At 64.0% G+C, this 25,205-nt stretch carries 19 protein-coding genes and 1 tRNA gene; 11 read left to right on the forward strand and 9 right to left on the reverse strand.

The features are described 5' to 3' along the window. Positions 1-60: 60 nt before the first annotated feature. Positions 61-1,605 carry a helicase HerA-like C-terminal domain-containing protein gene (locus tag NKI32_RS22085; RefSeq protein WP_352909902.1) on the reverse strand — a complete coding sequence of 515 codons (1,545 nt, stop codon included), beginning with the start codon at positions 1,603-1,605 and terminating at the stop codon, positions 61-63. 349 nt (positions 1,606-1,954) lie between these two features. On the opposite strand from NKI32_RS22085, the gene NKI32_RS22090 reads away from it, so the two are divergent. The 3 genes from NKI32_RS22090 (at position 1,955) to NKI32_RS22100 (ending at position 5,815) form a co-directional block, all read left to right on the forward strand. Further along, a complete protein-coding gene (locus tag NKI32_RS22090; RefSeq protein WP_352514197.1) occupies positions 1,955-3,397 on the forward strand; it encodes a methylmalonyl-CoA mutase subunit beta in 1,443 nt (480 codons plus the stop codon). After that, positions 3,394-5,514, forward strand: coding sequence for a methylmalonyl-CoA mutase (scpA, locus tag NKI32_RS22095; RefSeq protein ID WP_023684565.1), 2,121 nt, complete (start codon positions 3,394-3,396; stop codon positions 5,512-5,514). The genes NKI32_RS22090 and scpA overlap by 4 nt, the downstream gene beginning before the upstream one ends. A 64-nt stretch (positions 5,515-5,578) precedes the next feature. After that, complete coding sequence (locus NKI32_RS22100; RefSeq protein WP_023702219.1) at positions 5,579-5,815, forward strand: AbrB/MazE/SpoVT family DNA-binding domain-containing protein; 237 nt, start codon at positions 5,579-5,581, stop codon at positions 5,813-5,815. Positions 5,816-5,822: 7 nt separating this feature from the next. On the opposite strand, the gene greA is transcribed toward NKI32_RS22100, so the two are convergent. Continuing rightward, on the reverse strand, positions 5,823-6,296 hold the full coding sequence (gene greA / locus NKI32_RS22105; RefSeq protein WP_023702220.1) for a transcription elongation factor GreA: 474 nt from the start codon (positions 6,294-6,296) through the stop codon (positions 5,823-5,825). A 138-nt stretch (positions 6,297-6,434) separates the two neighbouring features. Here greA and NKI32_RS22110 point away from each other — a divergent pair, with 138 nt between their 5' ends. After that, on the forward strand, positions 6,435-7,790 hold the full coding sequence (locus NKI32_RS22110; RefSeq protein WP_023749711.1) for a TIGR03808 family TAT-translocated repetitive protein: 1,356 nt from the start codon (positions 6,435-6,437) through the stop codon (positions 7,788-7,790). Here the strand turns inward: NKI32_RS22110 and NKI32_RS22115 are convergent. Both NKI32_RS22115 and NKI32_RS22120 read right to left on the reverse strand, forming a co-directional pair. Next, positions 7,783-8,787 (reverse strand): asparaginase, encoded by a 1,005-nt coding sequence (locus NKI32_RS22115; RefSeq protein ID WP_353003594.1) that lies wholly within the window; start codon positions 8,785-8,787, stop codon positions 7,783-7,785. The genes NKI32_RS22110 and NKI32_RS22115 overlap by 8 nt on opposite strands. A gap of 28 nt (positions 8,788-8,815) precedes the next feature. Next, complete coding sequence (locus NKI32_RS22120) at positions 8,816-9,982, reverse strand: acetyl-CoA acetyltransferase (RefSeq protein WP_353003596.1); 1,167 nt, start codon at positions 9,980-9,982, stop codon at positions 8,816-8,818. 196 nt (positions 9,983-10,178) lie between these two features. On the opposite strand from NKI32_RS22120, the gene betI reads away from it, so the two are divergent. The 5 genes from betI to betB are packed head-to-tail and all read left to right on the forward strand — an operon-like array spanning position 10,179 to position 16,479. Then, a complete protein-coding gene (betI, locus tag NKI32_RS22125) occupies positions 10,179-10,769 on the forward strand; it encodes a choline-binding transcriptional repressor BetI (protein WP_023816479.1) in 591 nt (196 codons plus the stop codon). 8 nt (positions 10,770-10,777) lie between these two features. Continuing rightward, a complete protein-coding gene (gene betC / locus NKI32_RS22130; RefSeq protein WP_353003612.1) occupies positions 10,778-12,307 on the forward strand; it encodes a choline-sulfatase in 1,530 nt (509 codons plus the stop codon). Further along, positions 12,304-13,308 carry a threonine/serine dehydratase family protein gene (locus tag NKI32_RS22135; protein WP_027050033.1) on the forward strand — a complete coding sequence of 335 codons (1,005 nt, stop codon included), beginning with the start codon at positions 12,304-12,306 and terminating at the stop codon, positions 13,306-13,308. Before betC ends, NKI32_RS22135 begins: the two co-directional genes overlap by 4 nt. 3 nt (positions 13,309-13,311) lie before the next feature. Further along, positions 13,312-14,964, forward strand: coding sequence for a choline dehydrogenase (gene betA / locus NKI32_RS22140; RefSeq protein WP_353003599.1), 1,653 nt, complete (start codon positions 13,312-13,314; stop codon positions 14,962-14,964). Positions 14,965-15,015: 51 nt separating this feature from the next. Then, the gene (betB, locus tag NKI32_RS22145) at positions 15,016-16,479 is read left to right on the forward strand and encodes a betaine-aldehyde dehydrogenase (RefSeq protein ID WP_353003601.1); all 1,464 of its coding nucleotides are present in this window, start codon (positions 15,016-15,018) and stop codon (positions 16,477-16,479) included. 188 nt (positions 16,480-16,667) lie between these two features. Here the strand turns inward: betB and NKI32_RS22150 are convergent, their stop codons facing one another. Both NKI32_RS22150 and NKI32_RS22155 read right to left on the reverse strand, forming a co-directional pair. Next, positions 16,668-18,905 (reverse strand): mannose-1-phosphate guanylyltransferase/mannose-6-phosphate isomerase, encoded by a 2,238-nt coding sequence (locus NKI32_RS22150; protein ID WP_352512396.1) that lies wholly within the window; start codon positions 18,903-18,905, stop codon positions 16,668-16,670. Between the two features lie 11 nt (positions 18,906-18,916). Further along, entirely contained in the window at positions 18,917-20,437 is a 1,521-nt protein-coding gene (locus NKI32_RS22155; RefSeq protein WP_352512397.1) for a phosphomannomutase/phosphoglucomutase, read from the reverse strand. A 198-nt stretch (positions 20,438-20,635) separates the two neighbouring features. Here NKI32_RS22155 and NKI32_RS22160 point away from each other — a divergent pair. Then, positions 20,636-20,712 (forward strand) — tRNA-Pro (locus tag NKI32_RS22160). A gap of 168 nt (positions 20,713-20,880) precedes the next feature. Beyond that, positions 20,881-21,219, forward strand: a complete 339-nt coding sequence (locus tag NKI32_RS22165; protein WP_023684572.1) for a hypothetical protein — start codon at positions 20,881-20,883, stop codon at positions 21,217-21,219. A gap of 41 nt (positions 21,220-21,260) precedes the next feature. Here the strand turns inward: NKI32_RS22165 and NKI32_RS22170 are convergent, their stop codons facing one another. Genes NKI32_RS22170 through NKI32_RS22180 form a run of 3 tightly spaced genes read right to left on the reverse strand, consistent with a single transcriptional unit; the run spans position 21,261 to position 24,988 of the window. After that, positions 21,261-22,880, reverse strand: a complete 1,620-nt coding sequence (locus tag NKI32_RS22170) for an ABC transporter ATP-binding protein (protein WP_353003604.1) — start codon at positions 22,878-22,880, stop codon at positions 21,261-21,263. A 47-nt stretch (positions 22,881-22,927) separates the two neighbouring features. After that, positions 22,928-24,055 carry an ABC transporter permease gene (locus NKI32_RS22175; RefSeq protein WP_023670736.1) on the reverse strand — a complete coding sequence of 376 codons (1,128 nt, stop codon included), beginning with the start codon at positions 24,053-24,055 and terminating at the stop codon, positions 22,928-22,930. A 9-nt stretch (positions 24,056-24,064) separates the two neighbouring features. Continuing rightward, positions 24,065-24,988 carry an ABC transporter permease subunit gene (locus NKI32_RS22180; RefSeq protein ID WP_023684574.1) on the reverse strand — a complete coding sequence of 308 codons (924 nt, stop codon included), beginning with the start codon at positions 24,986-24,988 and terminating at the stop codon, positions 24,065-24,067. Between the last annotated feature and the right edge of the window lie 217 nt (positions 24,989-25,205).

The following is a 25,205-nucleotide window of genomic DNA, read 5'->3' on the forward strand; positions in this document are numbered from 1 at the left end:
CAACCGCCGTCAATAGCGATATTTTGGCCGCTGATCATGTCCGAGGCGGGCTGATGCCTTTTACCGCCCCCTGGACAGGCTGCCCAGAATCCCGCGCACGATCGCGCGGCCGACCGACGAGCCGACCGAGCGCACCACCGCTTTGATCGCGGCTTCGGCCACCGTCTGGCGGTTGGACGGGCGCGGCGCCGGGGCGCGGCGACCGCCTGATTGCGGCGGCGGCGGATCGTCATTGCCGAAGCCCGGAATGGTCCAGCGCGAGCGGCCAGTGTCGGCCTGCTGCGCCTGCTCGTCCTGCGCGCCCATGGCTTTCTTCTGCAGCATCTCGAAGGCCGATTCGCGGTCGATGGTCTGGTCGTACTGGCCGACGACCGGGCTCTGGTCGATCAACTTGCGGCGCTCGTCCGCTGTGATCGGGCCAAGCCTGGACGATGGCGGCCGGATCAATGTCCGCTGCACCATGGACGGCACGCCCTTGACCTCCAGCGTCGAGACCAGCGCCTCGCCGGTGCCGAGCTGGGTGATGGCGGTGGCGCAGTCGAAATCGGGATTGGGCCGGAAGGTGTCGGCGGCGGTCTTGACCGCCTGCTGCTCACGCGGCGTATAGGCGCGCAGCGCGTGCTGCACACGGTTGCCGAGCTGGGCGAGAACCTTTTCAGGGATGTCCAAAGGGTTCTGCGTGACGAAATAGACACCGACGCCTTTCGAACGGATCAAGCGAACCACCTGCTCGACGCGGTCGATCAGCACCTTCGGCGCATCGTCGAAAAGCAGATGCGCCTCGTCGAAGAAGAACACCAGCTTCGGCCTTTCGGGATCGCCGACCTCGGGCAATTCCTCGAACAGCTCCGACATCAGCCAGAGCAGGAAGGTGGCGTAGAGCCTGGGGTTCATCATCAATCTGTCGGCAGCGAGCACGCTGATGGCGCCGCGGCCGTCGCGGGTGGTGCGCATGATGTCGGCGATGCGCAAAGCCGGTTCGCCGAAGAAATGCGCCGCGCCCTGCTGTTCCAGCACCAGAAGCGTGCGCTGGATTGCGCCGACCGACGGCTTGGTGACATTGCCGTAGCGCGAGCTGATCTCGTCGGCGCGCGCTGCGATGTTGGCCAGCAGTGCTTGCAGATCCTTCATGTCGAGCAGCAGCAGGCCATCCTCATCGGCGATGCGGAAGGCGATGTTCATGATGCCTTCCTGCGCTTCGGAGAGGTTCATCAGCCGCGACAGAAGCAGCGGCCCCATTTCCGAGACGGTGGCGCGGATCGGATGGCCCTGCTCGCCGAACAGGTCCCAGAAGATGACCGGGAATTCCTGGAAGTCGTAAGGGTCGAGCTTGACCTGCTCGGCCCGCTTGACCAGGAAATCCTGCGCCTTGCCCATCATGGCAATGCCGGACAGGTCGCCCTTGATATCGGCGCAGAACACAGGCACGCCGGCATTGGAAAACCCCTCGGCCAGGATCTGCAGGCTGACTGTCTTGCCGGTGCCGGTGGCGCCGGTGATCAGGCCATGGCGGTTCCCATATTGCAGCAAGAGCTGTTCGGCGCGCTGATAGCTGTCGTCGGGCTTGCGGCTGGCGCCGAGGAAAATGCTGGTGTCGTCAGCCATATGACCATGTCTCCGCAAACTGATGTGTTAAAAGCCTGTGGCCGTGCCGCAGGGTATAGTCAGGCCATTGCGCAGCGACAATGCTATTCTCCAATTGGGCTATCCATCCAGTTGGCTATTCATCCAGATTGGGCCAATCGTCTAAATTGAACCAATCCTCCAAATCGGTTTTTGGAACTTGCGGATTTTGCCGCTGTTTGGCAATCGTTCCATGGTTCGTCCACGCAGGCTGCCCTATGTCAGGGAAGCGAATCCCAACCGCGCAAGCGCATTGCATTGCGATATCTGGCAGGGAACCGTAGACTGGACGGCTGACGCTGGTGCGGCCGCATAAAAACGAGGAACATGGATGGGCGCCGGATCCTTGACCAGGAGCATCGAACCCGCTGACGTCGAGCGCCAGCGTTGGCTGGCCTTGGCCGAAAAGGCGCTCGCCGGCGCCTCCTTCGAGGAAAAACTGGTCTCGCATACCGACGATCAGATTCGCATCGAACCGCTCTACGATCGCGCCGCCGGCGCCGAGCCGCTTGTGCGCGCCAACCCCAAATTGCCCTGGATCGTCAGCCAGCGCATTGACGATCCCGATATCGGCCGCGCCAAGGCGCAGGCCCTGGACGATGTGGCACAAGGCGCGACGGGATTGTCGCTTGTCTTCGAGGGTGCTCCGAATGCGTTCGGCTATGGCCTGCCAAGGACGGCGCAGGCGCTGGAAACGGTGCTGGATGGCGTACCGCTCAACCGCACGCAGATCCGCATCGACGCCCATCCCTGGAGCCGTGCCGTCGCCGACTGGCTGGTGGCGTTCCTGAGCAAGCGCCGCTCCGACCCGGCAAAGCTGAACCTCTCCTTCGGCATCGACCCGGCGGCAATCTTTGCCGGAACCGGCCGGCTGCGCATGTCGATCGAGGCGTTGCAGGCATCGATGCCGCAATCGCTGGCGCATTTCTTCTCGCTGGGCGTGCCGGGTGTGCTGCTGGAGGCCGACGGGCGGGTGTTCCACAATGCCGGCGCCACGGAAGCGCAGGAACTCGGCACCATGCTCGCTTCCGCCGTGTCATACCTCAGGATGTTCGAGGATGCGCGCCAGCCGCTTGTCTATGCCGCTCCCCATATCGGCTTTGCGCTGAGCGTCGACCAGGACCAGTTCCTGTCGATGGCCAAGGTCCGGGCCTTGCGCAGGCTGTGGGCGCGCATCCAGGAAACCTGTTCCATCCCGGCATCGACAGCCAACATCCATGCCGAGACGTCGTTCCGCATGATGACGGCGGCGGATCCCGAAACCAACATCCTGCGCACCACCATCGCCAGCTTTGCAGCGGCAGCAGGCGGCGCGGACTCGATCTCCATCCTGCCACACACCGTCGCCCTCGGGCTGCCGGCCGGCTTTGCCCGCCGCATCGCCCGCAATGCGCAGTTGATCATGGCCAATGAAAGCCATATCGACCATGTCGCCGACCCAGCATTTGGGTCGGGCGCAGTCGAGGCGCTGACCCTGGGCCTGTGCGAAGCGGCGTGGGAAGAGTTCCAGCGGATCGAAGCGGAAGGCGGCGTTCTGGCAAGCCTGCAGCAAGGGCATATCCAGAAGCGCGTCAAGGCAGCATCCGAGCGCCGCGCCGAGGCCTACCGGTCGGGTGAACGGGCAATCATCGGCACCACGCTTTACCCGCTGAAAAACGATGCCCCGGTCGAGACGCTGGCGGCTGAGCGGCGGCCGCCTTTCACAGAGGGCGTGGCGGTGTGCGAGGCGCTGTTTCCGGTCCGCATCGACCAGGCAATCGGAGCCGCACAGTGATCCCGGATTTCAGCCACATTGGCTGGTCGGCGCCACGGCGCGCGCCGGTCGAGGTCAAGGGCCAGCGGCTGACGCCGGAAGGTATTGCCGTCAAGCATCTCTACAGCCAGGGCGATCTCAAGGGGCTGCCGCATCTCGACACCTATCCGGGAATGCCGCCCTTCGTGCGCGGTCCCTACCCGACCATGTATGTCCAGCAGCCGTGGACGATCCGGCAATATGCCGGCTTCTCGACGGCCGAGGAATCCAACGCCTTCTACCGGCGCAATCTCGCCGCCGGCCAAAAGGGCCTTTCGGTCGCTTTCGATCTGCCCACCCATCGCGGCTATGACAGCGACCATCCGCGCGTTGCCGGCGATGTCGGCATGGCGGGCGTGGCCATCGATTCCATCCTCGACATGCGGCAATTGTTCGACGGCATTCCGCTGGGCGAGATGACGGTGTCGATGACCATGAACGGCGCGGTGCTGCCGATCATGGCGCTCTATATCGTCGCGGCCGAAGAACAGGGCGTTGCTCAGAAGGATCTCGCCGGCACCATTCAGAACGACATTCTGAAGGAGTTCATGGTCCGCAACACCTACATCTATCCGCCGAAGCCCTCGATGCGGATCGTGTCTGACATCTTCTCCTATACCTCCCAGCACATGCCGAAGTTCAATTCGATCTCGATCTCCGGCTATCACATGCAGGAGGCCGGCGCGACCGCGGACCTGGAGCTCGCCTACACCATCGCCGACGGCATCGAATATGCCCGCGCCGGCGTCGCCGCCGGGCTCGACATCGACCGTTTCGCCCCGCGGCTTTCCTTCTTCTGGGCGATCGGCATGAACTTCTTCATGGAGATCGCCAAGCTCCGCGCGGCGCGCCTGTTGTGGGCGACCCTGATGCAGAAGAATTTTGCACCGAACGACGAACGCTCGCTGTCGCTGCGCACCCATTGCCAGACCTCCGGCTGGTCGCTGACGGCGCAGGACCCCTACAACAACATCACCCGCACCATGATCGAGGCGATGGCGGCGACGCAGGGACATACCCAGTCGCTGCACACCAACTCCTTCGACGAGGCGATGGCGCTGCCGACCGACCACTCGGCGCGCATCGCCCGCAACACGCAGTTGATCCTGCAGAAGGAATCCGGCACCACCTGCATCATCGATCCGTGGGGCGGCTCGGCCTATATCGAACGGCTGACGCACGATCTGGCGGCGCGTGCGCTCGCCCATATCGAAGAGGTCGAGGCGCTTGGCGGCATGGCGGCAGCAACCGAACAGGGCATTCCAAAACTTCGCATCGAGGAAGCGGCGGCGCGCACGCAGGCGCGTATCGATTCCGGCGAGCAGATACTGGTTGGCGTAAACGCGCATCGCCCCGAGAACGAAATCGACGTCGACGTGCTGAAGATCGACAATGCCGAGGTCAAGGCCCGGCAATTGTCGAAGCTGCAGAACCTGAAAGGCACGCGCAATGTCGGCGCGGTCGAGAGCGCGCTCGATGCGCTGACCCGCGCTGCGCAGGGTAACGAAAACCTGCTGGAATTTGCCATCCGCGCCGCGCGCGCCAATGCCACGGTCGGCGAGATCTCGCTGGCGCTCGAAAAGGTCTTTGGCCGTCACGTCGCCTCGGTGCAAACGATCTCCGGCGTTTATCGCAATGCGCTTGGCGACAATCTGACGGTCGACCGATTGCTGGAGAAGCTCGAAGCTTTCGAGAAGAAGTCCGGCGGCAAGCCGCGCATCCTGGTCGCAAAGATGGGACAGGACGGCCACGACCGTGGCCAGAAGGTGATCGCCACGGCCTTCGCCGATCTCGGCTTCGACGTGACGGTCGGCGCGATGTTCCAGACACCCGACGAGATCGCCAGGCTGGCGGTGGCGCAGGACGTCCATGTCATCGGCGCCTCATCGCTGGCGGCGGGGCACCTGACGCTGATCCCCGAACTACGCGACGCGCTGAAGAAGCTCGGCCGCAGCGACATGCTGATCGTCGCCGGCGGCGTCATCCCGCCGCAGGATTACGGCGCAGTGCTGGAAGCGGGTGCCGCGGAAATCTTCCCGCCAGGGACGGTTATCCCGGAGGCTGCGGATCGGTTGCTGGACCGGCTGCTGGCGGGCTGATTGAAACAGTTGCACTGCTTATCAAAGTTGCGTTGCAATATCGGGCGCAACCTATGGTATAGCTATGAACACCATCATTCACGGACTTGAGGACGGATCGGGCGTTGTAATCCTGCCGCGGGAAACGCTCGACAGCTTGAGCCTGCAAGTGGGCGATGAACTCCAGATCATCGAAACCGACGACGGCATCATCCTAAGGCCGGTGCCGTGTGACGACGTCGAACGGCAAATACGTGCTGCTCGCGATGTCATGGCCAAGTATGAGCCCGCGTTGCGAAAGCTGGCTGTGCAAATAGGGTGAGCTGGCGTCAGGCGTCCGACAGCTTGAGGATTTCCCATTCTTTGCCGTTGACGCTTGCGACGTCGCCGACCTTCTTGCCGAACAGCGCCACGGCCATTGGCGAGACGTGTGAGATGCTGCCCTTTGAGGGGTCGGCCTCGTCCTCGCCGACTATCTTCCAGTGCACTCTCTTGCCGTCATCGCCTTCCAGCGTGACACCCATGCCGAAGCGCACCTGGTCGCTGCCCGGTTCCGGCACGGAAAGCTCGGCGCTTTCGCGGCGCGCTGTCCAGTAGCGCAGGTCGCGCGAGACAACGGCAATGCGCTCGCGATCGGCTTTTCGCTCGGCTTTCGCCAAAATGTCGCGCAGATCGGCCAGATTGTCCTCGATCATCGCCAGGCCGCGCTCCGTCACCAGATTGCGGTGTTGGCTGATCGGCCGCTCGCCGATGCCGGCAATGGCGTTTTCGCTGTCTTCCTCGCGGGTAAAAGCTCTGCTCATCGGATAAACTTAGGCCCGCTTCCGTGACTGCACAAGCCACTTGCCGGACCCGGTCATTGGCCGGACTATGGCCGAGCGGAGACCGATGCGGCTGGCCCAATTCCTGCGATCAGCCGGATGATCGCAAGGGATGTGCCGATGTTGAACAGACGAACGCTTCTGAAGGGGACGGCCGGCTTTGCCGTGCTCGGCCTTTCGGTGGGCAACGCCTTGGCGAAAACGGCGGTGCGCGGCTCGATCAACGCCGCCGAGCTTGGCGTGGAGCCGGACGCACCGGACGACCAGAGCAAGGCCTTCGCCAGGATGCTAGCCGAGGCCAGCGACCGCAACGCGCCGGTGTTCCTGCCGCCGGGCACCTATGTCGTGTCCAACCTGACCCTGCCCGCCCGCGTCAGGCTTTCGGGCGTGCCGGGCGCCTCGCGCATCCTCTATGGCGGCAATGGCCATTTGCTGACGGCCGAACAGGCCGAGCATATAGAGTTCACCGCATTGGTCTTCGACGGCGCCAACGGCGAGTTGGCCGACGATGCCCAAGGCCTGCTCGACCTGCGCCGCGTCGCCCATCTCGTCATCGACAATTGCACGATCACCGGCAGCGGCAAGCATGGGCTGGCGCTGGAGCATGCGTCGGGCCGCATCGAGCGCTCCGAGATTTCGGGGGCTGCGGACGCCGGCATCTACTCCGTCGAGGCCGCTGGCCTGGCGATATCCGACAACACCGTATCCGACTGCGGCAATGGCGGCATTCTTGTCCATCGCTGGCAGCAGGCCGAGGACGGCACGATGGTCAGCGGCAACCGCGTGCAGCGGATCGGCGCGCGCGGCGGCGGCACCGGGCAGAACGGCAATGGCATCAACGCCTTCCGTGCCGGCAATGTCTCGCTCACCGGCAACTTCGTCTCGGACTGCGCCTTCTCGGCGATCCGCGCCAACAGTTCCAGCAATCTGCAGATGACCGGCAACACGTGCTCGCGGTCGGGCGAAACGGCGCTCTATTCCGAATTCTCCTTCGAAGGCGCCATCATCGGCAACAACATCGTCGATGGTGCCGCTAACGGCATCTCGATCGTCAATTTCAACGACGGCGGCCGTATGGGTGTCTGCTCGAACAACATCGTGCGCAACCTCTCGGCCACCGGCCCCTACCCCGCCGACGCGCCGGGCTTCGGCGTCGGTATCAGCGTCGAGGCCGACACCACCGTCTCGGGCAATGTCATCGAGAACGCGCCGCTCTACGGCATGCAGATCGGCTGGGGCGCTTATATGCGCAATGTTGTGGCGACGGGAAACATCATCCGTCAGGCCGGAACCGGCATCGCCGTCACTGTGGTAGAAGGCGCTGGAAACGCCATCATTTCCGACAACGTCATCGACGGCGCCAAGAACGGCGCCATCATCGGCCAGCGCTGGGCCGAACCGGCGACCGGCGACCTCGCGCGGTCAAGCGTAAGCGGCTATGCGCATCTGACGGTTGAGCGAAACAGGGTCAGCTGAGCGCCGTCGTCGGCCGCAGCGAGCCGACCTTGGCGCCGATGCGGCTTTCGATCGGCGGATTGGCCCGCTCCAGAAGGTTCGCCTCCAGTGCGCCGTCGGCGCTGAGAAGTTTTGCCAGCACAGCGGCAATCATCACCTCGGCGGCGCGGCCGGCGCCGTCATCACATTTTAGCGCGATGCCGAGGCCAAGCTCCGGAACGGCGGCGCAATAGACACCCTCGGCGCCCGTCTTGACGAATATGCGGCCGGGCGCGGCCTGCATCAGCGCCACATCCACTTTGCCGGTGCCGGCGACCAGGAAAGGCTCGGCCATACAGGCAGACAGCAGGCGTTTGGCCGCCTTGGCGCGCTCAGGGCCAAGGCTCCTGCCCGTCGCCATGCGGGCAAAGCCCAGCGCAAAGCTTTTCAGCGGCACGGCATAGGTGGGGATCGAGCAGCCATCGGTTGCCCGGTGATCCGCATCGTGGGCAGCGCCGGTCACCGCCTGCATGGCGTCGCGCACCATCTCCTGCAAAGCATGGCTGGCCTTGACGTAGCCCTGATGGGCAATTCCAGAGTGCACGCAGGTGCAGAGAAAGCCGGAATGCTTGCCGGAGCAATTGTTGTGCAGCGCGTTCGGAGAGACGCCTGTGCGGGCCAGTGCGATCGTCGCGTCGTGGCTCGACGGCCAATGGGCGCCGCATTCCAGCGCCGACTCGTCGAGGCCGGCCTTGGCCAGCATCGCCTGCGCCAGTTCGACATGCGCGGGTTCGCCTGAATGTGAAGCGCAGGCCAGCGCCAGTTCGCGGTCGCCGAAGCCATAGGCATCGGCGGCACCCGTTTCGACCAGCGGCAGCGCCTGGATCGCCTTGACCGCCGAGCGCGGAAACACCGGCCGCGCCGTATCGCCGATCTCCAGGACAGGCTTGCCGTCCCCGTCGAAGATTGCGACAGCACCGCGATGGGCGCTCTCGACGATCGCGCCGCGCAAGACCTCGACCAGAACCGGATTTGTCATCACCACGCCCCAAAAATACGGGCCGCTTCTACCTGATCCGGTCGAGGATGGAAACGTAGTTGGCGACGGCCGCCCCCCCCATATTGAAGATGCCGCCGAGCGTTGCCCCCAGCACCTGGATGCCGCCTGCCTCGCCGGTCAACTGCATGGCGGTCAGCACATGCATCGACACACCGGTGGCGCCGATCGGATGGCCCTTGGCCTTCAGCCCGCCCGAAGGATTGACCGGCAGCCTGCCGTCCTTGGCCGTCGTGCCGTCCAGCGCCAACTTGGCGCCTTCGCCGGGCTTGGCCAGGCCCATCGCCTCATATTCGATCAGTTCGGCGATGGTGAAGCAGTCATGTGTTTCGACGAAGGAGAGATCGTCGAGCGTCACGCCGGCCTTTTTCAGCGCCTGGTTCCAGGCCTGTTCGCAGCCTTCGAACGACAGGATGTCGCGCTTCGACATCGGCAGGAAATCCTGGACATGCTCGTTGGCGCGGAAGGCGACGGCGCGGCGCATCTTCAGCGCCGTCGAGGTGTCGGTCAGCACAAGGGCGGCTGCACCATCGGAAACCAGGGAGCAGTCGGTGCGCTTCAGCGGACCGGCGACGAAGGGGTTCTTCTCGCTTTCCTGGCGGCAGAATTCGTAGCCGAAATCCTTGCGCATCTGCGCGTACGGATTGTCGACGCCGTTCTTGTGGTTCTTGGCGGCAATCATCGCCAGCGCGTCCGACTGGTCGCCATAACGCTGGAAATAGGCCTGCGCGATCTTGCCGAAGACGCCAGCGAAACCGGCCGGCGTGTCGCCCTCCTCCGGCAGATAGGAAGCCTTGAGCAGGTTCTTGCCGATCTCGGGGCCGGGGGTCATCGTCATCTGCTCGGCACCGACCACCAGCACGATGCGGGCGGCATTGGCGTCGATGGCGCGGATGCCTTGGCGGACCGCTGCCGAACCCGTGGCGCAGGCGTTCTCGACCCGCGTCGCCGGCTTGAAGCGCAGCCGGTCATCGGCCTGCAGCACCAGGCTGGCGGTAAAATCCTGAGGGGAGAAGCCGGCGTTGAAATGGCCGAGCACGATCTCGTCGACCTCGTCCGGGCCAATGCCGGCATGGTCGAGCGCGTCGACCGCGACCTTGGTGATCAGGCCTTCCAGCGTCTCGCCTTCCAGCTTGCCGAAGCGCGAATGCGCCCAGCCAACGATGCATGCGGTCATGGCGGTCTCCATCCTTGGCGCCAGCCTAACATGTGGGCAAATGGCGCACTTCGCCTTTATTGTTCAAATATAATCCCGCCCGCATCGAAAAGGGCCGCAAGCCGACAATCGCTTGGTGCAGGTTCCAATCGGATCGATTTTTTGTTGATTGACGCGTCAATAAAAAATAATCTCCGCCGCAAAAGCCGGGAACATCATGCCTAAAGTCGGAATGGAACCGTTGCGCCGCAAGGCGCTCATCGACGCGACGATCTCGGCGATCGGCGAGCGCGGCTCGCTTGACGTGACCATGTCGGAGATAGCGGGGCGCGCCGGTGTGTCGTCAGCATTGGCTCACCACTATTTCGGCGCCAAGGATGAGCTGCTGCTGGCGACGATGAGGCATATTCTGGCCGAGCTGACGATCGACATGCGGCGCGCGCTGCAATCCGCCGGCTCGCCGCGCGAACGCGTTTCGGCGGTGGTCGCCGTCAACTTCTCCGACATCCAGTTCCGGCCGGAAACCATCGCGGCCTGGCTCGCCTTTTATGTCGATGCACAGAAATCATCGGCCCTGCGCCGGCTGCTCAGGGTCTATGCGCGGCGGCTGCATTCCAACCTGATGAGCGGACTGACCGGCATACTGCCGCGCAACGAGGCCGACCGCGCGGCGGAAGCGGTCGCGGCGATGATCGACGGGCTGTACATCAGGCGCGCGCTGAAGGACGGCGTGCCGGATGCTCAAACCGCGATCGCGCTGGTCGAAGATTATCTCGAAATCAAACTCGGCGGGCGACAGACACAGTGACACCCTCAGTGATATCAAGGCGACCCAACATCCTGATCGTCATGGTCGATCAGCTCAACGGCACGCTGTTTGCGGACGGGCCGGCGGACTTCCTGTATGCGCCGCACCTCAAGGCGCTGGCCGCACGCTCGGCGCGCTTCGGCAACAACTACACGGCCTCGCCGCTTTGCGCGCCGGGCCGCGCCGCCTTCATGAGCGGGCAATTGCCGTCGCGCATCCAGGTCTATGACAACGCCGCCGAATTCGCTTCCTCGATCCCGACCTATGCGCATCATCTGCGCAGCGCCGGCTACTACACCTGCCTGTCGGGCAAGATGCATTTCGTCGGGCCGGACCAGTTGCACGGTTTCGAGGAGCGGCTGACCACCGACATCTATCCCGCCGATTTCGGCTGGACGCCGGATTACCGCAAGCCCGGCGAGCGCATCGACTGGTGGTATCACAATCTGGGCTCGGTCACCGGCGCCGGCGTTGCCGAGATCACCAACCAGATGGAGTATGACGACGAGGTCGCCTTCCACGCGGTGCAAAAACTCTACGATCTTGCCCGCACCTCCGACGATGCGGCGAGCCGGCCCTGGTGCCTGACGGTTTCCTTCACCCACCCGCACGACCCCTATGTCGCACGGCGGCAATATTGGGATCTCTATGAAGACTGTCCGGCGCTTGAGCCGGAGGTGGGATTCATCCCCTATGCCAATCAGGACCCGCATTCGCAGCGGCTCTACCGGGCCAGCGACTACGACAGTTTCAACATCACACCCGAGCAGATCCGCCGCTCGCGGCGCGGCTACTACGCCAACATCTCCTATCTCGACGACAAGGTCGGCGAGATGGTGTCGGTGCTGGAACGCACGCGCATGCTGGACGACACGGTCGTCCTGTTCTGCTCCGACCATGGCGACATGCTTGGCGAGCGCGGCCTGTGGTTCAAAATGAACTTCTTCGAAGGTTCGGCGCGGGTGCCGCTGATGATCGCCGGCAAGGGTATTCCTGCCGGGCTGGTCGAGGCGCCGGTCTCCAACCTCGACGTGACGCCGACACTGTGCGATCTCGCCGGCATCGACATCTCTGCCATCGCGCCGTGGACCGATGGCCAGTCGCTGCTGCCGTTGCTTGATGGCGGACAGCGCACCGCGCCGGTGCTGATGGAATATGCCGCCGAGGGCTCCAACGCGCCGTTGGTGGCGATCCGCGACGGCCGCTACAAATTCATCCATTGCGAGATCGACCCGCCGCTTCTGTTCGATCTCGAAGCCGATCCGCAAGAACGCACCAATCTTGCCACCGATCCGGCGCATGCCGATCTGGTGGCGGCCTTCACGGGAGCCGTGCGAGCGCGCTGGGACATGACGGCATTCGATGCCGCGGTGCGCGTCAGCCAGGCGCGGCGCTGGGTGGTTTATCCCGCGCTGCGCAACGGCACGCATTACCCCTGGGAATTCCAGCCACTGCAGAAGGCGTCGGAACGCTACATGCGCAACCACATGAACCTCGACAATCTCGAGGAACAGAAACGCTTTCCGCGAGGCGAATGATGACAATTGTCCCCTCCCTCGAGCACCTCAGACAGGCCTATGCCGTGACGTCGAAGGCGACGCAGATCACGCCTTTGCTGGAATCGACAGCCTTGGCCAACGAGACGGGTGCGGCCCGCGTCTTTATCAAGCCGGAATCGCTGCAATGGGCGGGATCGTTCAAGGTGCGCGGGGCCTATTGGCGGTTGAAGCGGCTGTCGCCGGATGAGGCCAGAAAAGGCGTCGTCGCCTACTCCTCCGGCAATTTCGCGCAAGGGTTGGCGGCTGCCGGCCAGGCGCTCGGCATTCCCGTCACCATCGTCATGCCGATCGACGCGCCGGCCGCCAAGCGCGATGCGACCGCAGGCTATGGCGCGCGCGTCGTGCTGACCGATCATGGCGAGCGCGCCCGTGAAGAGGTCGCAGCCGCCAAGGCCCGCGAGATTGCCGAGACCGAAGGGCTGGCGTTGCTGCATCCATTCGACGATCCGGAGATCGTTGCCGGCCAGGCCGGCGCCGGGCTCGAAGCGCTCGAACAATTCGAGGCAAAGGACGCCAGTGCCGACCTTCTGTTCTGCTCGGTCGGCGGCGGCGGACTGATCGGCGGCATGTCGCTCGCCTTCCACTATCTGTCGCCGGCAACCGAGATCATCGGCGTCGAGCCGGAAGGCTTCAACGGCATGGGTGCATCGCTAGCGCATGGCGCCATCGAGACCATGCCGATCGCGCCGAAATCGATTTGCGACGGGCTGATGTCGCGGCGGCCGGGCGACGCGCCGTTCGCGGCGGTCAGGACCGCCGGCGTGCGCGGCATCACCGTCGACGACCAGTCGGTTAGGCAAGCGATGAAGATCGCCTTCGAGCGGATGAAGCTGGTGCTCGAGCCGTCAGGCGCCGCCTCTCTGGCGGCGCTGCTCGGCGGCAAGGTGGATGTGACGGGTAAAACGGTCCTGGTCATGGCTACCGGCGGCAATGTCTCGCTCGCCGATTTTATTTCGCATATGAACGATGGGCGCATGTGAACCATGCTTGAAGCAGACTTCGTCATCATCGGCTCCGGCTCGGCCGGCTCGGCCATGGCCTACCGGCTGTCGGAAGACGGCAAGCATTCGGTGATCGTCATCGAGTTCGGCGGCACCGATATCGGGCCGCTGATCCAGATGCCGTCGGCGCTGTCGATCCCGCTCAACATGAGCCTTTACGACTGGGGCTTTGCCAGCGAACCAGAGCCGCATCTCGGCGGCCGCGTGCTGGCGACGCCACGCGGCAAGGTGATCGGCGGCTCGTCCTCGATCAACGGCATGGTATATGTCAGGGGCCACGCACGCGACTTCGACCACTGGGCCGAACAGGGGGCGGCCGGCTGGGGCTTCGCCGACGTGCTGCCCTATTTCAAACGCATGGAGGACAGTGACGGGGGCGAGGACGGCTGGCGCGGCCACGGCGGCCCGCTGCACGTCCAGCGTGGCCCGCGCAAGAATCCGCTCTACGGCGCCTTTGTCGAGGCCGGCCGCCAAGCCGGGTTCGAACTGACCGACGACTACAATGGTTCGAAGCAGGAAGGCTTCGGGCCGATGGAGCAGACCATACGCGGCGGCCGCCGCTGGTCGGCCGCATCAGCCTATCTGAAGCCGGCGCTCAAGCGGCAAAATGTCAGCGTGATCAAAGGCTTCGCCCGTCGTGTGATCATCGAGAATCAGCGCGCTGTCGGCGTCGAGATCGAAGCTCACAAACAGATTCAGGTCGTTAAGGCGCGACGTGAGGTGATCGTTGCCGCATCATCGATCAATTCGCCCAAGATCCTGATGCTATCCGGTATCGGCCCGGCCGCGCATCTCAAGGAGAACGGCATCCAGGTCGTGGCCGACCGGCCCGGTGTCGGCCGCAATCTGCAGGATCATATGGAGCTCTACATCCAGCAGGAATCGACCCAGCCGATCACGCTGAATTCGGTTCTCAACCCATTCTCCAAGGCTCTGATCGGGGCGCAGTGGCTGTTCTTCAAGACCGGCCTCGGTGCCACCAACCATTTCGAGGCCGCGGCCTTCGTGCGCTCGCAGGCCGGCGTCGACTACCCCGACATCCAGTATCACTTCATCCCGGCTGCGGTGCGCTATGACGGCAAGGCGGCGGCGAAGGCCCATGGCTTCCAGGCCCATGTCGGGCCGATGCGGTCGAAGTCGCGCGGCTCGGTGACGCTGCGCTCTCCCGACCCGAAAGCGGCACCGGTGATCCGCTTCAATTACATGTCGCATCCAGACGACTGGGCCGAGTTCCGCCACTGCATCAGGCTGACTCGCGAGATCTTCGGCCAGAAGGCTTTTGACGGCTTCCGCGGCAAGGAAATCTCGCCAGGTTCGCATGTCCAGTCGGACGAGGATCTCGACGCCTTCATCCGGGATCATGCCGAGAGCGCCTATCACCCGTGCGGCACCTGCAAGATGGGCCGCGCCGATGACATCACGAGCGTCGTCGATCCGGAGTGCCGCGTCATCGGCATCGACGGGTTGCGGGTCGCCGACTCCTCGATCTTTCCGCGCGTCACCAATGGCAATCTCAACGCGCCCTCGATCATGACCGGCGAAAAGGCCTCCGACCACATTCTCGGCCGCACGCCGCTGGCGCCATCCAACCAGGAACCCTGGATCAATCCGCGCTGGCAGGTGGCGGATCGATAGGGCATTGTCCGGCGGACTGCTCCGCAATAGCGAATACATCTGGAGAACAGCATGCGCGCCCAGCCAACGGCATCGCACTATGTCAACGGCCGCTACATCGAGGACGAAGGCGGCGCGCCGCTGCCGGTGATCTATCCGGCGACCGGTGAGGTCATCGCCACTTTGCATTCGGCGACTCCGAACGTGCTGGAGCTCGCCATCGAAGCCGCGCGGGCCGCACAACCGGCCTGGGCGCGGATGAAGCCGGTCGAGCGTGGCCGCATCCTGCGCCGCGCCGCCGACATTTTGCGCGCGCGCAACGCCGATCTGGCGCGGATCGAGACGCTCGACACCGGCAAAGCGATCCAGGAGACGCTGGTGGCGGATGCACTATCGGCCGCCGACTGCCTCGAATATTTCGGCGGCGCGGTTGCCGCCTTCAACGGCGAGGCGATCGATCTTGGTGGACCTTTTGCCTATACGCGCCGCGAGGCGCTCGGTGTGTGCGTCGGCATCGGCGCCTGGAACTATCCGATCCAGATCGCCGGCTGGAAATCCGCCCCGGCGCTCGCCATGGGCAACGCCATGGTATTCAAGCCTTCGGAGAACACGCCGCTGTCGGCGCTGGCGCTGGCCGAGATCTACTCAGAGGCGGGCCTGCCCGACGGGCTGTTCAACGTCGTGCAAGGCTATGGCGAAGTCGGCGCCGGCCTCGTCGGCCATGATGTCGTTGCCAAGGTTTCGGTGACCGGCTCGGTGCCGACCGGCCGCAAGGTGCTGTCGCTCGCCGGTTCGAAGATGAAGCATGCGACGATGGAACTCGGCGGCAAGTCGCCGCTGATCGTGTTCGACGATGCCGATCTCGAAAACGCCATCGGCGGCGCCATGCTCGGCAATTTCTATTCGAACGGGCAGATCTGCTCCAACGGCACGCGTGTTTTCGTACAAAGCGGCATCCATGACCGCTTCGTCGACCGGCTGGTCGAGCGGACGAAAAAGATCCGCATCGGCGATCCGCTCGATCCTGAGACGCAGATGGGGCCGCTGGTCAACAAGGCGCAGCAGGAGAAGGTCGTTTCCTACATCGCGGCCGGCAGGCAGGATGGAGCAACGCTCGCCTGCGGTGGCAACGTGCCGTCGCTGCAAGGGTTCGATGGCGGCTTCTTTGTAGAGCCAACCGTGTTCACCGGTGTCACCGATAAGATGCGCATTGCGCGCGAGGAGATTTTCGGGCCGGTGATGAGCGTGCTGAAGTTCGACGGCGAGGACGAGGTGATCGACCGCGCCAACGACACCGAATTCGGCCTCGCCGCCGGCGTCTTCACCCGCGACCTGCAGCGCGCTCATAGGGTGATCGCCGAACTGCAGGCCGGCACCTGCTGGATCAACGCCTACAATCTGACGCCAGTGGAAATTCCGTTTGGCGGGGTGAAGCAATCCGGCATCGGGCGCGAGAACTCGCTGGCGGCTTTAGCGCTCTATTCGCAGCTGAAGGCGGTGTATGTCGAGACCGGGGACGTGGCGAGCCCGTATTGAGGGTTGAAAGCGAAGTGACAGCTGATCTCCCCCCTTGCGGGGGAGATGGCCGGCAGGCCAGAGGGGGGTGTGACGGATCGCCACCTTTGGTCTGATCTTCGAGTAGCTGAGACGTCGGCGGGACAGCACCCCCCTCTGCCTTGCCAGGCATCTCCCCCGCAAGGGGGGAGATTGGCAGCTCCAACGCCTCACCCCTTCTGCGCCGTGCCGTCCAGATACTGCGTCAGCGCGCAGACCAGATGATAGAAGATGCTGGCCGGCACGTCCGATGCCAAGGAGCGGCCGCGTTCGTCGATGCGGTCAATCCACAGGCCGAGCGGGGCCGGATCGATGTGCCAGCGGAACAGGCGGCCGACGCGCGCCTCGATTTCCGGCTTGAGGTCGGGACCACCCGAGCCATCCAGCGCAATCGCCGCCTTGATCGCTTCTGCCTGTGGCCAGCTGCGCGATACAAGGTCGAGCGGCAGGCCTTGTCTTGAGACGGCGCCATAGGCAAGGCCGGTGGCGCGGTTGAGGCCGTTGGCGATGGCCGAGGCGTAGAGCTTGCGGGCAAAATTGCTCAACTCGCCCTGGCCGCTGCGGGCGACGAAATCGGTGAGCAGCGAGGCCCATTCGAAATGATGGCCGGGCTCGGTCCATGTGCCCTTCTCGCCGGCGGCCGGCTTCCATCCGGCATCGAAATATTCGCCCAGCGTCCAGCTCTCGGCATCGAAGAAATGACTGCGGAAAAGGTCGATGATGCGCGCGGCGCGGCGCAGATAGGTGCGGTCGCCGGTCGCCTCATACCAGGCGAGGAAGGCCTCGAGCAGATGCATATGCGGGTTGGAGCGCCGCTCGCCCTCCCCGTCCGACGTCTCGAGGAAACCGGTCATGCGGCTGTCCTCGAGATGCGCGTCGAGGAACACGAAGGTCTCCTGGCCCAGCCGCAGCGCATCCGGATCGCCGCACATATGCGCATGCGCCAGCGCCAGCAGCACGCAGGAATGGTCGTAGGCATCCTCGGTTGGGTCGGCGACGGAGCCGTCGACATTGAGCGTGCGCACCCAGCCGCCCCGGTCCGTGCGGCCCTTGCCGGCCATGAAGGCGATGCCATGGGAGATCAGGCGATCGGCTGGACCGTCCCAGCCGCGGGCCTTGGCAACGGCGAAGGCGTAGACTTGCCTCGCCGTCGTGCGCATGCGCTTGGGCTTCAACAGCGCCTCGCCGTCGAAGCCGAGCGCCTCGTGGAAACCGCCATGACGCTCATCGACGCCTGAAGTCGACCACAGCGGCAAGGTCTCCTCGAACAGCCAGTGATGCACGCGCCGACGCCAGGCGCCGCTCTCGATGACGCGGTCGTGTGCCGGCGTGAACCTGGTTTCCAGCCGGCCCGACTTTTCCAGCTGCTCGACGATTTTCTTGACGTGCTGGCTGTGGCTGACCGGGGCGACGAAGGTGGCGTCCGCCGTCGAGACGATGGCGACATCCTTCATACCGATTGCCGACAAAAGCCGGCCGTCGCTTCTGATGTAGGAGTTTTCGCAATCAATGGCGACGACATCGCCGACGACGACATTGCCCTTGGCGTCGGCAGGGCCGACATCGAGCAGCGACTGCCAGGAGCCGAGGTCGTTCCAGCGGAAGCCGGCCGGCACCATGGCGATGTCCTTGGCCCGTTCCATGATGGCGTAGTCGATCGAGTTCGACGGGATGGCGGCGTAGAGGTCGAGCGGCATATAGAGGCCGGACAGATCCGAAGTCGCTGCCTTGTAGGCCGCTTCGGTGGCCTGCCAGATGTCGGGCTGGAAGGCCGCAAATGCGTCGCGCATGGCGCCGGCGCGAAACAGGAAAATGCCGGTGTTCCAGTAGAAGGTGCCCGCACTGAGATAGCTCTGCGCAGTGGCGAGGTCGGGCTTTTCGACGAAGCGCGACACGTCGAAGACGCCGCCGCTTTCGGCTGCAACTTCGATATACCCATAGCCGGTCTCGGGCTGCGTCGGCTTGATGCCGAACACCACCAGACGGCCGGCAAGCGCTGCCTGGCTGCCCGCCTCGACGCTCTGCCAGAACTGCTTGGGCGTGGCGATTTCATGGTCTGACGGCACCACCAGCACTAGGCTGTCGCCGAACTCCGACAATGTGCGCAACGCGGCCAGCGCCACGGCGGCAGCCGTGTTGCGCCCGGTCGGCTCGAACAGCGGGCCACCGCCGGCGAGGTCGAGGCCGGCAAGGTCGGCATGCACGCGCTCGGCATGGCGCTCGGCGGCGATCAGGAAGATCGGCGTTTCGCCCTCCGGCCGCGCCGTCAGCCGGCGCAGTGTCTTGGCCAGCATCGAGCCGTCGCCGGAAAGATCGTGGAACTGTTTCGGGTTGTCCTCGCGCGACAGCGGCCACAGCCGCGAACCGACACCGCCGCTCATGACAAAACTGACGATGCGCTCGGTCATGAAAGGTCCAATCAGAACGTCTGGTTGTAAGCGCCGACTTCGGGGCTGCGGCGCAGCACGGCGTCGACCGCCTCGAACATCTGCCGGCGGCGGTCGGACGATACCGGGCTTTCGACAACCACGACAAGCTCCGGCTTGTTCGACGACGCCCGTACCAAGCCCCAGGTGCCATCTTCGGCCACGACGCGCACGCCGTTGACGGTGATCAGCTCGGCGATCTTCTGGCCGGCAAAAGTCTTGCCGGCGCGCTGCATCGCCTGGAAGTCCGCCACCACCCGATCGACCACGCCGTACTTCACCTCGTCGCCGCAATGCGGCGACATGGTCGGCGTGCCGAAGGTCAGCGGCAGCGCGCGATAGAGATCGGCCATCGAACTTGTGGGGTTGCGGTCGAGCATCTCACAAATGGCGGTCGCGGTGATGAGACCGTCATCATAGCCGCGGCCGATCGGCGGATTGAAGAAGAAATGGCCCGACTTCTCGAAGCCGGCAACGGCGCCCAGTTCGGCGACCCGGCGCTTGATGTAGGAATGGCCGGTCTTCCAGTAATCTGTCTTCGCGCCGTTGGCGCGCAGGACGCTGTCGGTGTTGAACAGGCCGGTCGACTTGACATCGACGACGAAGGTCGAGCCGGGGTATTGGGTTGATATGTCCCGCGCGAGCATGACGCCGACCTTGTCGGCAAAAATCTCGTTGCCCTCATTGTCGACCACGCCGCAACGGTCGCCGTCGCCGTCGAAGCCCAGCCCGACATCGGCACCTGTTTCCAGCACTTTGTCCCTGATGGCATGCAGCATCTGCATGTCTTCCGGGTTCGGGTTATAGCGCGGAAAACTGTGGTCGAGTTCGACATCGAGCGGGATCACCTCGCAGCCGATGCGCTCCAGCGCCTGTGGCGCGAAGGCGCCGGCAGTGCCGTTGCCGCAAGCGGCCACGACTTTCAGCTTTCGCGCGATGCGCTTGTCGCTCACCAGATCGTCGAGATAGGTCTCGCGAAAACCGGAGACGAATTCGTAGGAGCCACCGCCGGCAAGATCGAAATCGCCCGACAGCACGATCTGTTTCAGTGCGCTCATCTCGTCTGGTCCGAAGGTCAGCGGCCTCGCCGCACCCATCTTGACTCCGGTCCAGCCATTCTCGTTGTGCGATGCGGTGACCATGGCGACGGAAGGCGCGTCGAGCGCGAACTGGGCGAAGTAGGCCATAGGCGACAGCGCCAGGCCAATGTCTTTCACCTTTGCGCCCGCAGCCATCAGGCCGGAAACCAGCGCCAACTTGATGGCAAGCGAATAGGAGCGGAAATCATGCCCGGTGACGATGTCGGGCCCGGCGCCAAGACGGCGGATCAAGGTGCCCAGGCCCATGCCCAGCGCCTGGACGCCGATCAGGTTCAGCTCCGGCGGTTGGCTGGAGCCGGCATGGCCAAACCACCAGCGCGCGTCGTATTCGCGAAAGCCGGACGCCTTGATCAGCGCTTCGGTTTCGAATTCGAAGCTGTTGGACCGGGCGTCGCCTACGATTTTCAGGGGCAAGGCAGCAGAGCTCCAGATGGCGAAAGCACGATTTATCGAGGCTGCGACTTAGCACACAAGGCTTTAAGCCGGGTTTATCCCAACAGAACATCCTGGCTTTGCGGGAATGCCGACGAAAGCCAACGAAATGCGACAGAAGCGCTGCCATTGCCGCTTGCAGGAACGGTATGCGGCAGCTATAAGCCCGCGGTCTGGTCACGGAGTGTAGCGCAGCCTGGTAGCGCACCTCGTTCGGGACGAGGGGGTCGCAGGTTCAAATCCTGCCACTCCGACCAGAAAAAACAGACACTTAGGTGTTTGTTCTCCCGACCCACAAGATAGCTTGATGCAAACCGGCTGCGTCGGCGTCGCTGTCAGCATGGTGTTTTGACGCGACAACCTTCCGCGCTACCTCGATAATAGGAATGCCGCCGAGACAGCGGCCGGAACGAGGTTTGCGGAAGATGAATTTGTTGATTTCAAGCCGGCTGTCAGCGCTGCTCGCTTTGTCCCTGGCGGCAGGCTGCTCATCGCTGGGCAGCGCGGTGAACCCGGCGAAATACGACAGCATGACATGCGCCGAGCTCAACACCGCCGTAGGCGATACCGCGCGCGACATCTCGCAAACCGCCATCACCCGCGGCAAGGTCGCCAACACCAGCGTGCCGAACTGGCTGCTCGGCGGCACGCGCGTGAAGAGCGCAGTGGCCAAGCGTGAGACGGCCAGAATCGAACTGCTGAAGCAGCGGCAAGAGGCCATTGTCGCGACAAGGGCCAACAGATGCCCCAGGTCAGCGGGCTAAGCGAACTGGCCCTACCCTGATTATCTGCTGAACGTCACGCCTTAAGCACTCAGCCTGAAGCGCGTGACATCGATCGCCGCAGCCATCAGCGTCTGGGTGTAGGCGGCCTGCGGGTTGCTGAAGATCTCTTCCGTCGGGCCTTCCTCGACGATCTTGCCCTGCCTCATGACGATGATGTAGTCGGCCATGGCGCGCACCACGGAGAGATCGTGGCTGATGAAGAGGTAGGACAGTTCGTGGTCGGCCTGCAGCTTGCGCAGCAATTCGACGATCTGCTTCTGCACCGAGCGGTCGAGCGCCGAAGTCGGCTCGTCCAGCACCACCAGTTTGGGCTTCAGGATCACGGCACGCGCGATGGCGATGCGCTGGCGCTGGCCGCCGGAGAATTCGTGCGGGTAGCGGTTGCGTGCGTTGGGGTCGAGGCCGACCTCGAGCAAGGCCTCGACGGCGCGCTGATCGCGTTGCTTGCCTGACAGGTTCGGCTCATGCACCAGAAGCCCTTCGGTGATGATCTGGCCGACGGTCATGCGCGGCGACAGCGAGCCGAACGGATCCTGGAAGACGAGTTGCATCTCACGTCGCAGCGGCCGCATCGCCTGGCGGTCGGCGGTGGAGATGTCGCGGTCGCCGAAGCGGATGACACCGTCGCTGGGCAACAGGCGCAGAAGTGCGCGGCCGAGCGTCGATTTTCCCGAACCGGACTCGCCGACGATACCGATGGTCTGGTTGCGCTTCAGCCGGATCGAAATGTGATCGACGGCGCGTAGCAGCAGCGGTTCGCCGGCAAGGAAGCCGCCGCCGATCTTGAAGGTCACTTCGACATTGCGGCCCTCCAGCAGCACCGGAGCGCTGGGCGGCGGCGCCGCCTTGGTGCCGGTCGGTTCGGCGGCCAGCAGCATTTTGGTATAGGCATGCTGCGGGTTGGCGAAAAGTGCTTCCGCCTCGCCTTCCTCGACCACCTCGCCATAGCGCATGACGTAGACGCGGTCGGCAAAGCGCCGGACGATGCCGAGATCGTGGGTGATGAAGACGATGGCCATGCCGAGCTTGCGCTGCAATTCGGCGAGCAGCACCAGGATCTGCGCCTGGATGGTGACGTCGAGCGCCGTCGTCGGCTCGTCGGCGATCAGGATGTCGGGGTCGTTGGCCAATGCCATGGCGATCATGACGCGCTGGCGCTGGCCACCCGACATTTCGTGCGGATAGGATTTCATCCGCCGCTCGGGATCGGGGATATGCACCAGCCTGAGCAACTTGAGCGCCTCGTTCCGTGCCTCGGCTGCGTTCAGCCCGCGGTGCTTGCGGATCGGTTCGATAAGCTGGTTGCCGATCGAATAGAGTGGATCGAGCGAGGTCATCGGCTCCTGGAAGATCATGCTGATCTTGGCGCCGCGCACCTTGTTGAGGTCGCTCTTGGTCATGGTCAGAAGATTGCGGCCGCGATAATCGACGTGACCCGTCGCCTCGCCATTGGACGCCAGCAGGCTCATCGCCGCCATCATGGTCTGGCTCTTGCCGGATCCGGATTCGCCGACCACGGCAACGGTTTCCCCTGCCTTGACGTGGATGTTGATGCCCTTGACCGCTTCGACCGCGCCGTCGAGCGTGCGGAAGCGGACGCGAAGGTCCTTGACGCTGAGGATCGTTTCGGGCGTTTCCATCGCAACGGTCCCCATCTTATCGGTCCCCATCTTTATCGGTCCCATCTTCATCGGTCTCTTGGATCGAGCGCGTCGCGCAGGCCGTCGCCGACGAAGTTCAGCGCAAACAGCGTCGACACGAGGAAGAAGGCGGGGAACAAAAGCAGCCAGTTGGCGGTGCCGATGTTCTTGGCGCCGACGGAGATGAGCACGCCCCAGCTGGTCATCGGTTCCTGCACGCCAAGGCCGAGGAAGGACAGAAAGCTTTCCAGGATGATGACCTGCGGCACCAGCAGCGTCATGTAGATCACCACTGGTCCGAGCAGATTGGGGATGACATGGCGCAGCAGTATGCCGCGCTGGCCGACGCCCATGGCTTCGGCCGCCTGGACATACTCCTGCCGCCGGATCGACAGCGCCTGGCCGCGCACGATGCGCGCCATGTCGAGCCACAGCACCGCTCCCACCGCCAGGAACATCAGCACGAAGTTGCGGCCGAAGAACACCACCAGCATGATGACGAAGAAAATGAAGGGCAAGGAATAGAGCACGTCGACGATGCGCATCATCACCTCGTCGATCTTGCCGCCGGAAAAGCCTGCCGCCGCCCCGTAGAGGACACCGATGACCACGGCGACAATGCCGGCAAGCAGGCCGATGGCCAGCGAGATGCGCCCTGCCATCAGCGTTCGCGAGAGAAGATCGCGACCGGTGTTGTCGGTGCCGAACAGGAAGTACTGCTGTTTGACCGACGCAGTCATAGTCAATTCGAGCCCGTCGGCCGATTTGCTCTCTATCTTGGTATCGTCGAAGGCATCGGAGCGGTCGAGATAGCGGATGTTGCGGTCGTCGATCGGTTTGGTCGAGGTGACGGTGACGGTGACGCGACTGCCGTCCAGTTTCCACTCCTTGATGTCGACGCGCATGCGCTTGATGGCATCCTTGAGCGCCGTCTCGATCATGTCGGGCTTCGGATAGGCTGAAAAGCTTGGCGGCGTGCGCACATAGTCGGCATAGATGGTGGTGTACTGATGCGGCACGAACCAGGGGCCGAAGATGCTGATGACGCCAATGAAGGCCAGGTAATAGAGGCTGAACATGGCGGCGCGGTTGGCTTTGAGGCGCGCCCATGCGTCGCCCCAGAGCGAGCGGCCGACGACGGCCGGCGGAGCGGCGGCGGCTGTGATGTCAGTCATAGCGCACCCTCAGTCATAGCGTACCCTCGGGTCGACGACCGCGTACATGACGTCGACGATCAGGTTGAAGACGATGGTGAAGAGCGCGATCACCACCACGGTCCCCATCACCAGCGTGTAGTCGCGGTTGAGCGCGGCATCGACGAAATAGCGGCCGACACCGGGAATGGAGAAGATGGTCTCGACGATGACCGAACCGGTGAGCAGCGCCGCGGCTGCCGGACCGGTGAAGGAAACGATCGGCAGGATGGCGCCGCGCAGCGCGTGCTTGACCACCACCGACCAGTCGGAGAGGCCGAGCGCACGCGCCGTTCGGATATGATGCGAACGCAAGCTCTCGATCATCGACCCGCGCATCAGGCGGGCAACGATGGCGATCTGCGGCAAGGCCAGCGTCAGCACCGGGCCGATCTTGTTGATCAATGCGCCATCACCCCAGCCGCCGATCGGCAACAGCTTCCAGGTCAATCCGAACACCAGCTGAATCACAGGAGCGATGACGAAGGTGGGGATAGTGCTGCCGGCGGTCGCCAGCGCAATCACCGTATAGTCGCCAAGCTTGTTCTGGTTGAGCGCGGCGATGGTGCCGAGCACCGAACCAAGCAGCAGCGCCAGGATCAGCGCGGAGGTGCCGAGCTGGACCGATATCGGCAGCCCCTTGGCAAACAGTTCGGTGACGGTGAAGTCAGGCAAATTGTAGCTCGGCCCGAAATTGCCGCGCAGGAGATTGCCGAGATAGTGGGCATATTGCAGCCAGAGCGGATCGTCGAGGCCGAACTGTGCTTCCAGATTGGCCCTGATCTCGGGACTGAGGCCCCGCTCCTGATTGAAAGGGCCGCCCGGTGCGACGCGTATCAGGAAGAACGCCATTGTCACGATGACGAACAGCGTCGGAATGGCGGTCAAAAGCCGCCGTAAGATGTATCGCAGCATCGGCGCCCCGCTTCGGCCAGAGCGACATACGTCCATGCGGACGCATTGCCACGCTCCGGCGCCAAATCTTCGCACCGGGCTTGCCGAAAATCGACCACGACTTTCGGACCGGTGCGATGACCGACCAGTCCGGGGGGGGGGGCGGGGGGGGGGGGGGGGGGGGGGGGGGGAGGTTGTGTGGTGGGGTGTGGGGGGGGGGGGGGGGGGGGGGGTGGGG

The organism is Mesorhizobium sp. M0761, assembly GCF_040320205.1.
Lineage (GTDB): Bacteria > Pseudomonadota > Alphaproteobacteria > Rhizobiales > Rhizobiaceae > Mesorhizobium.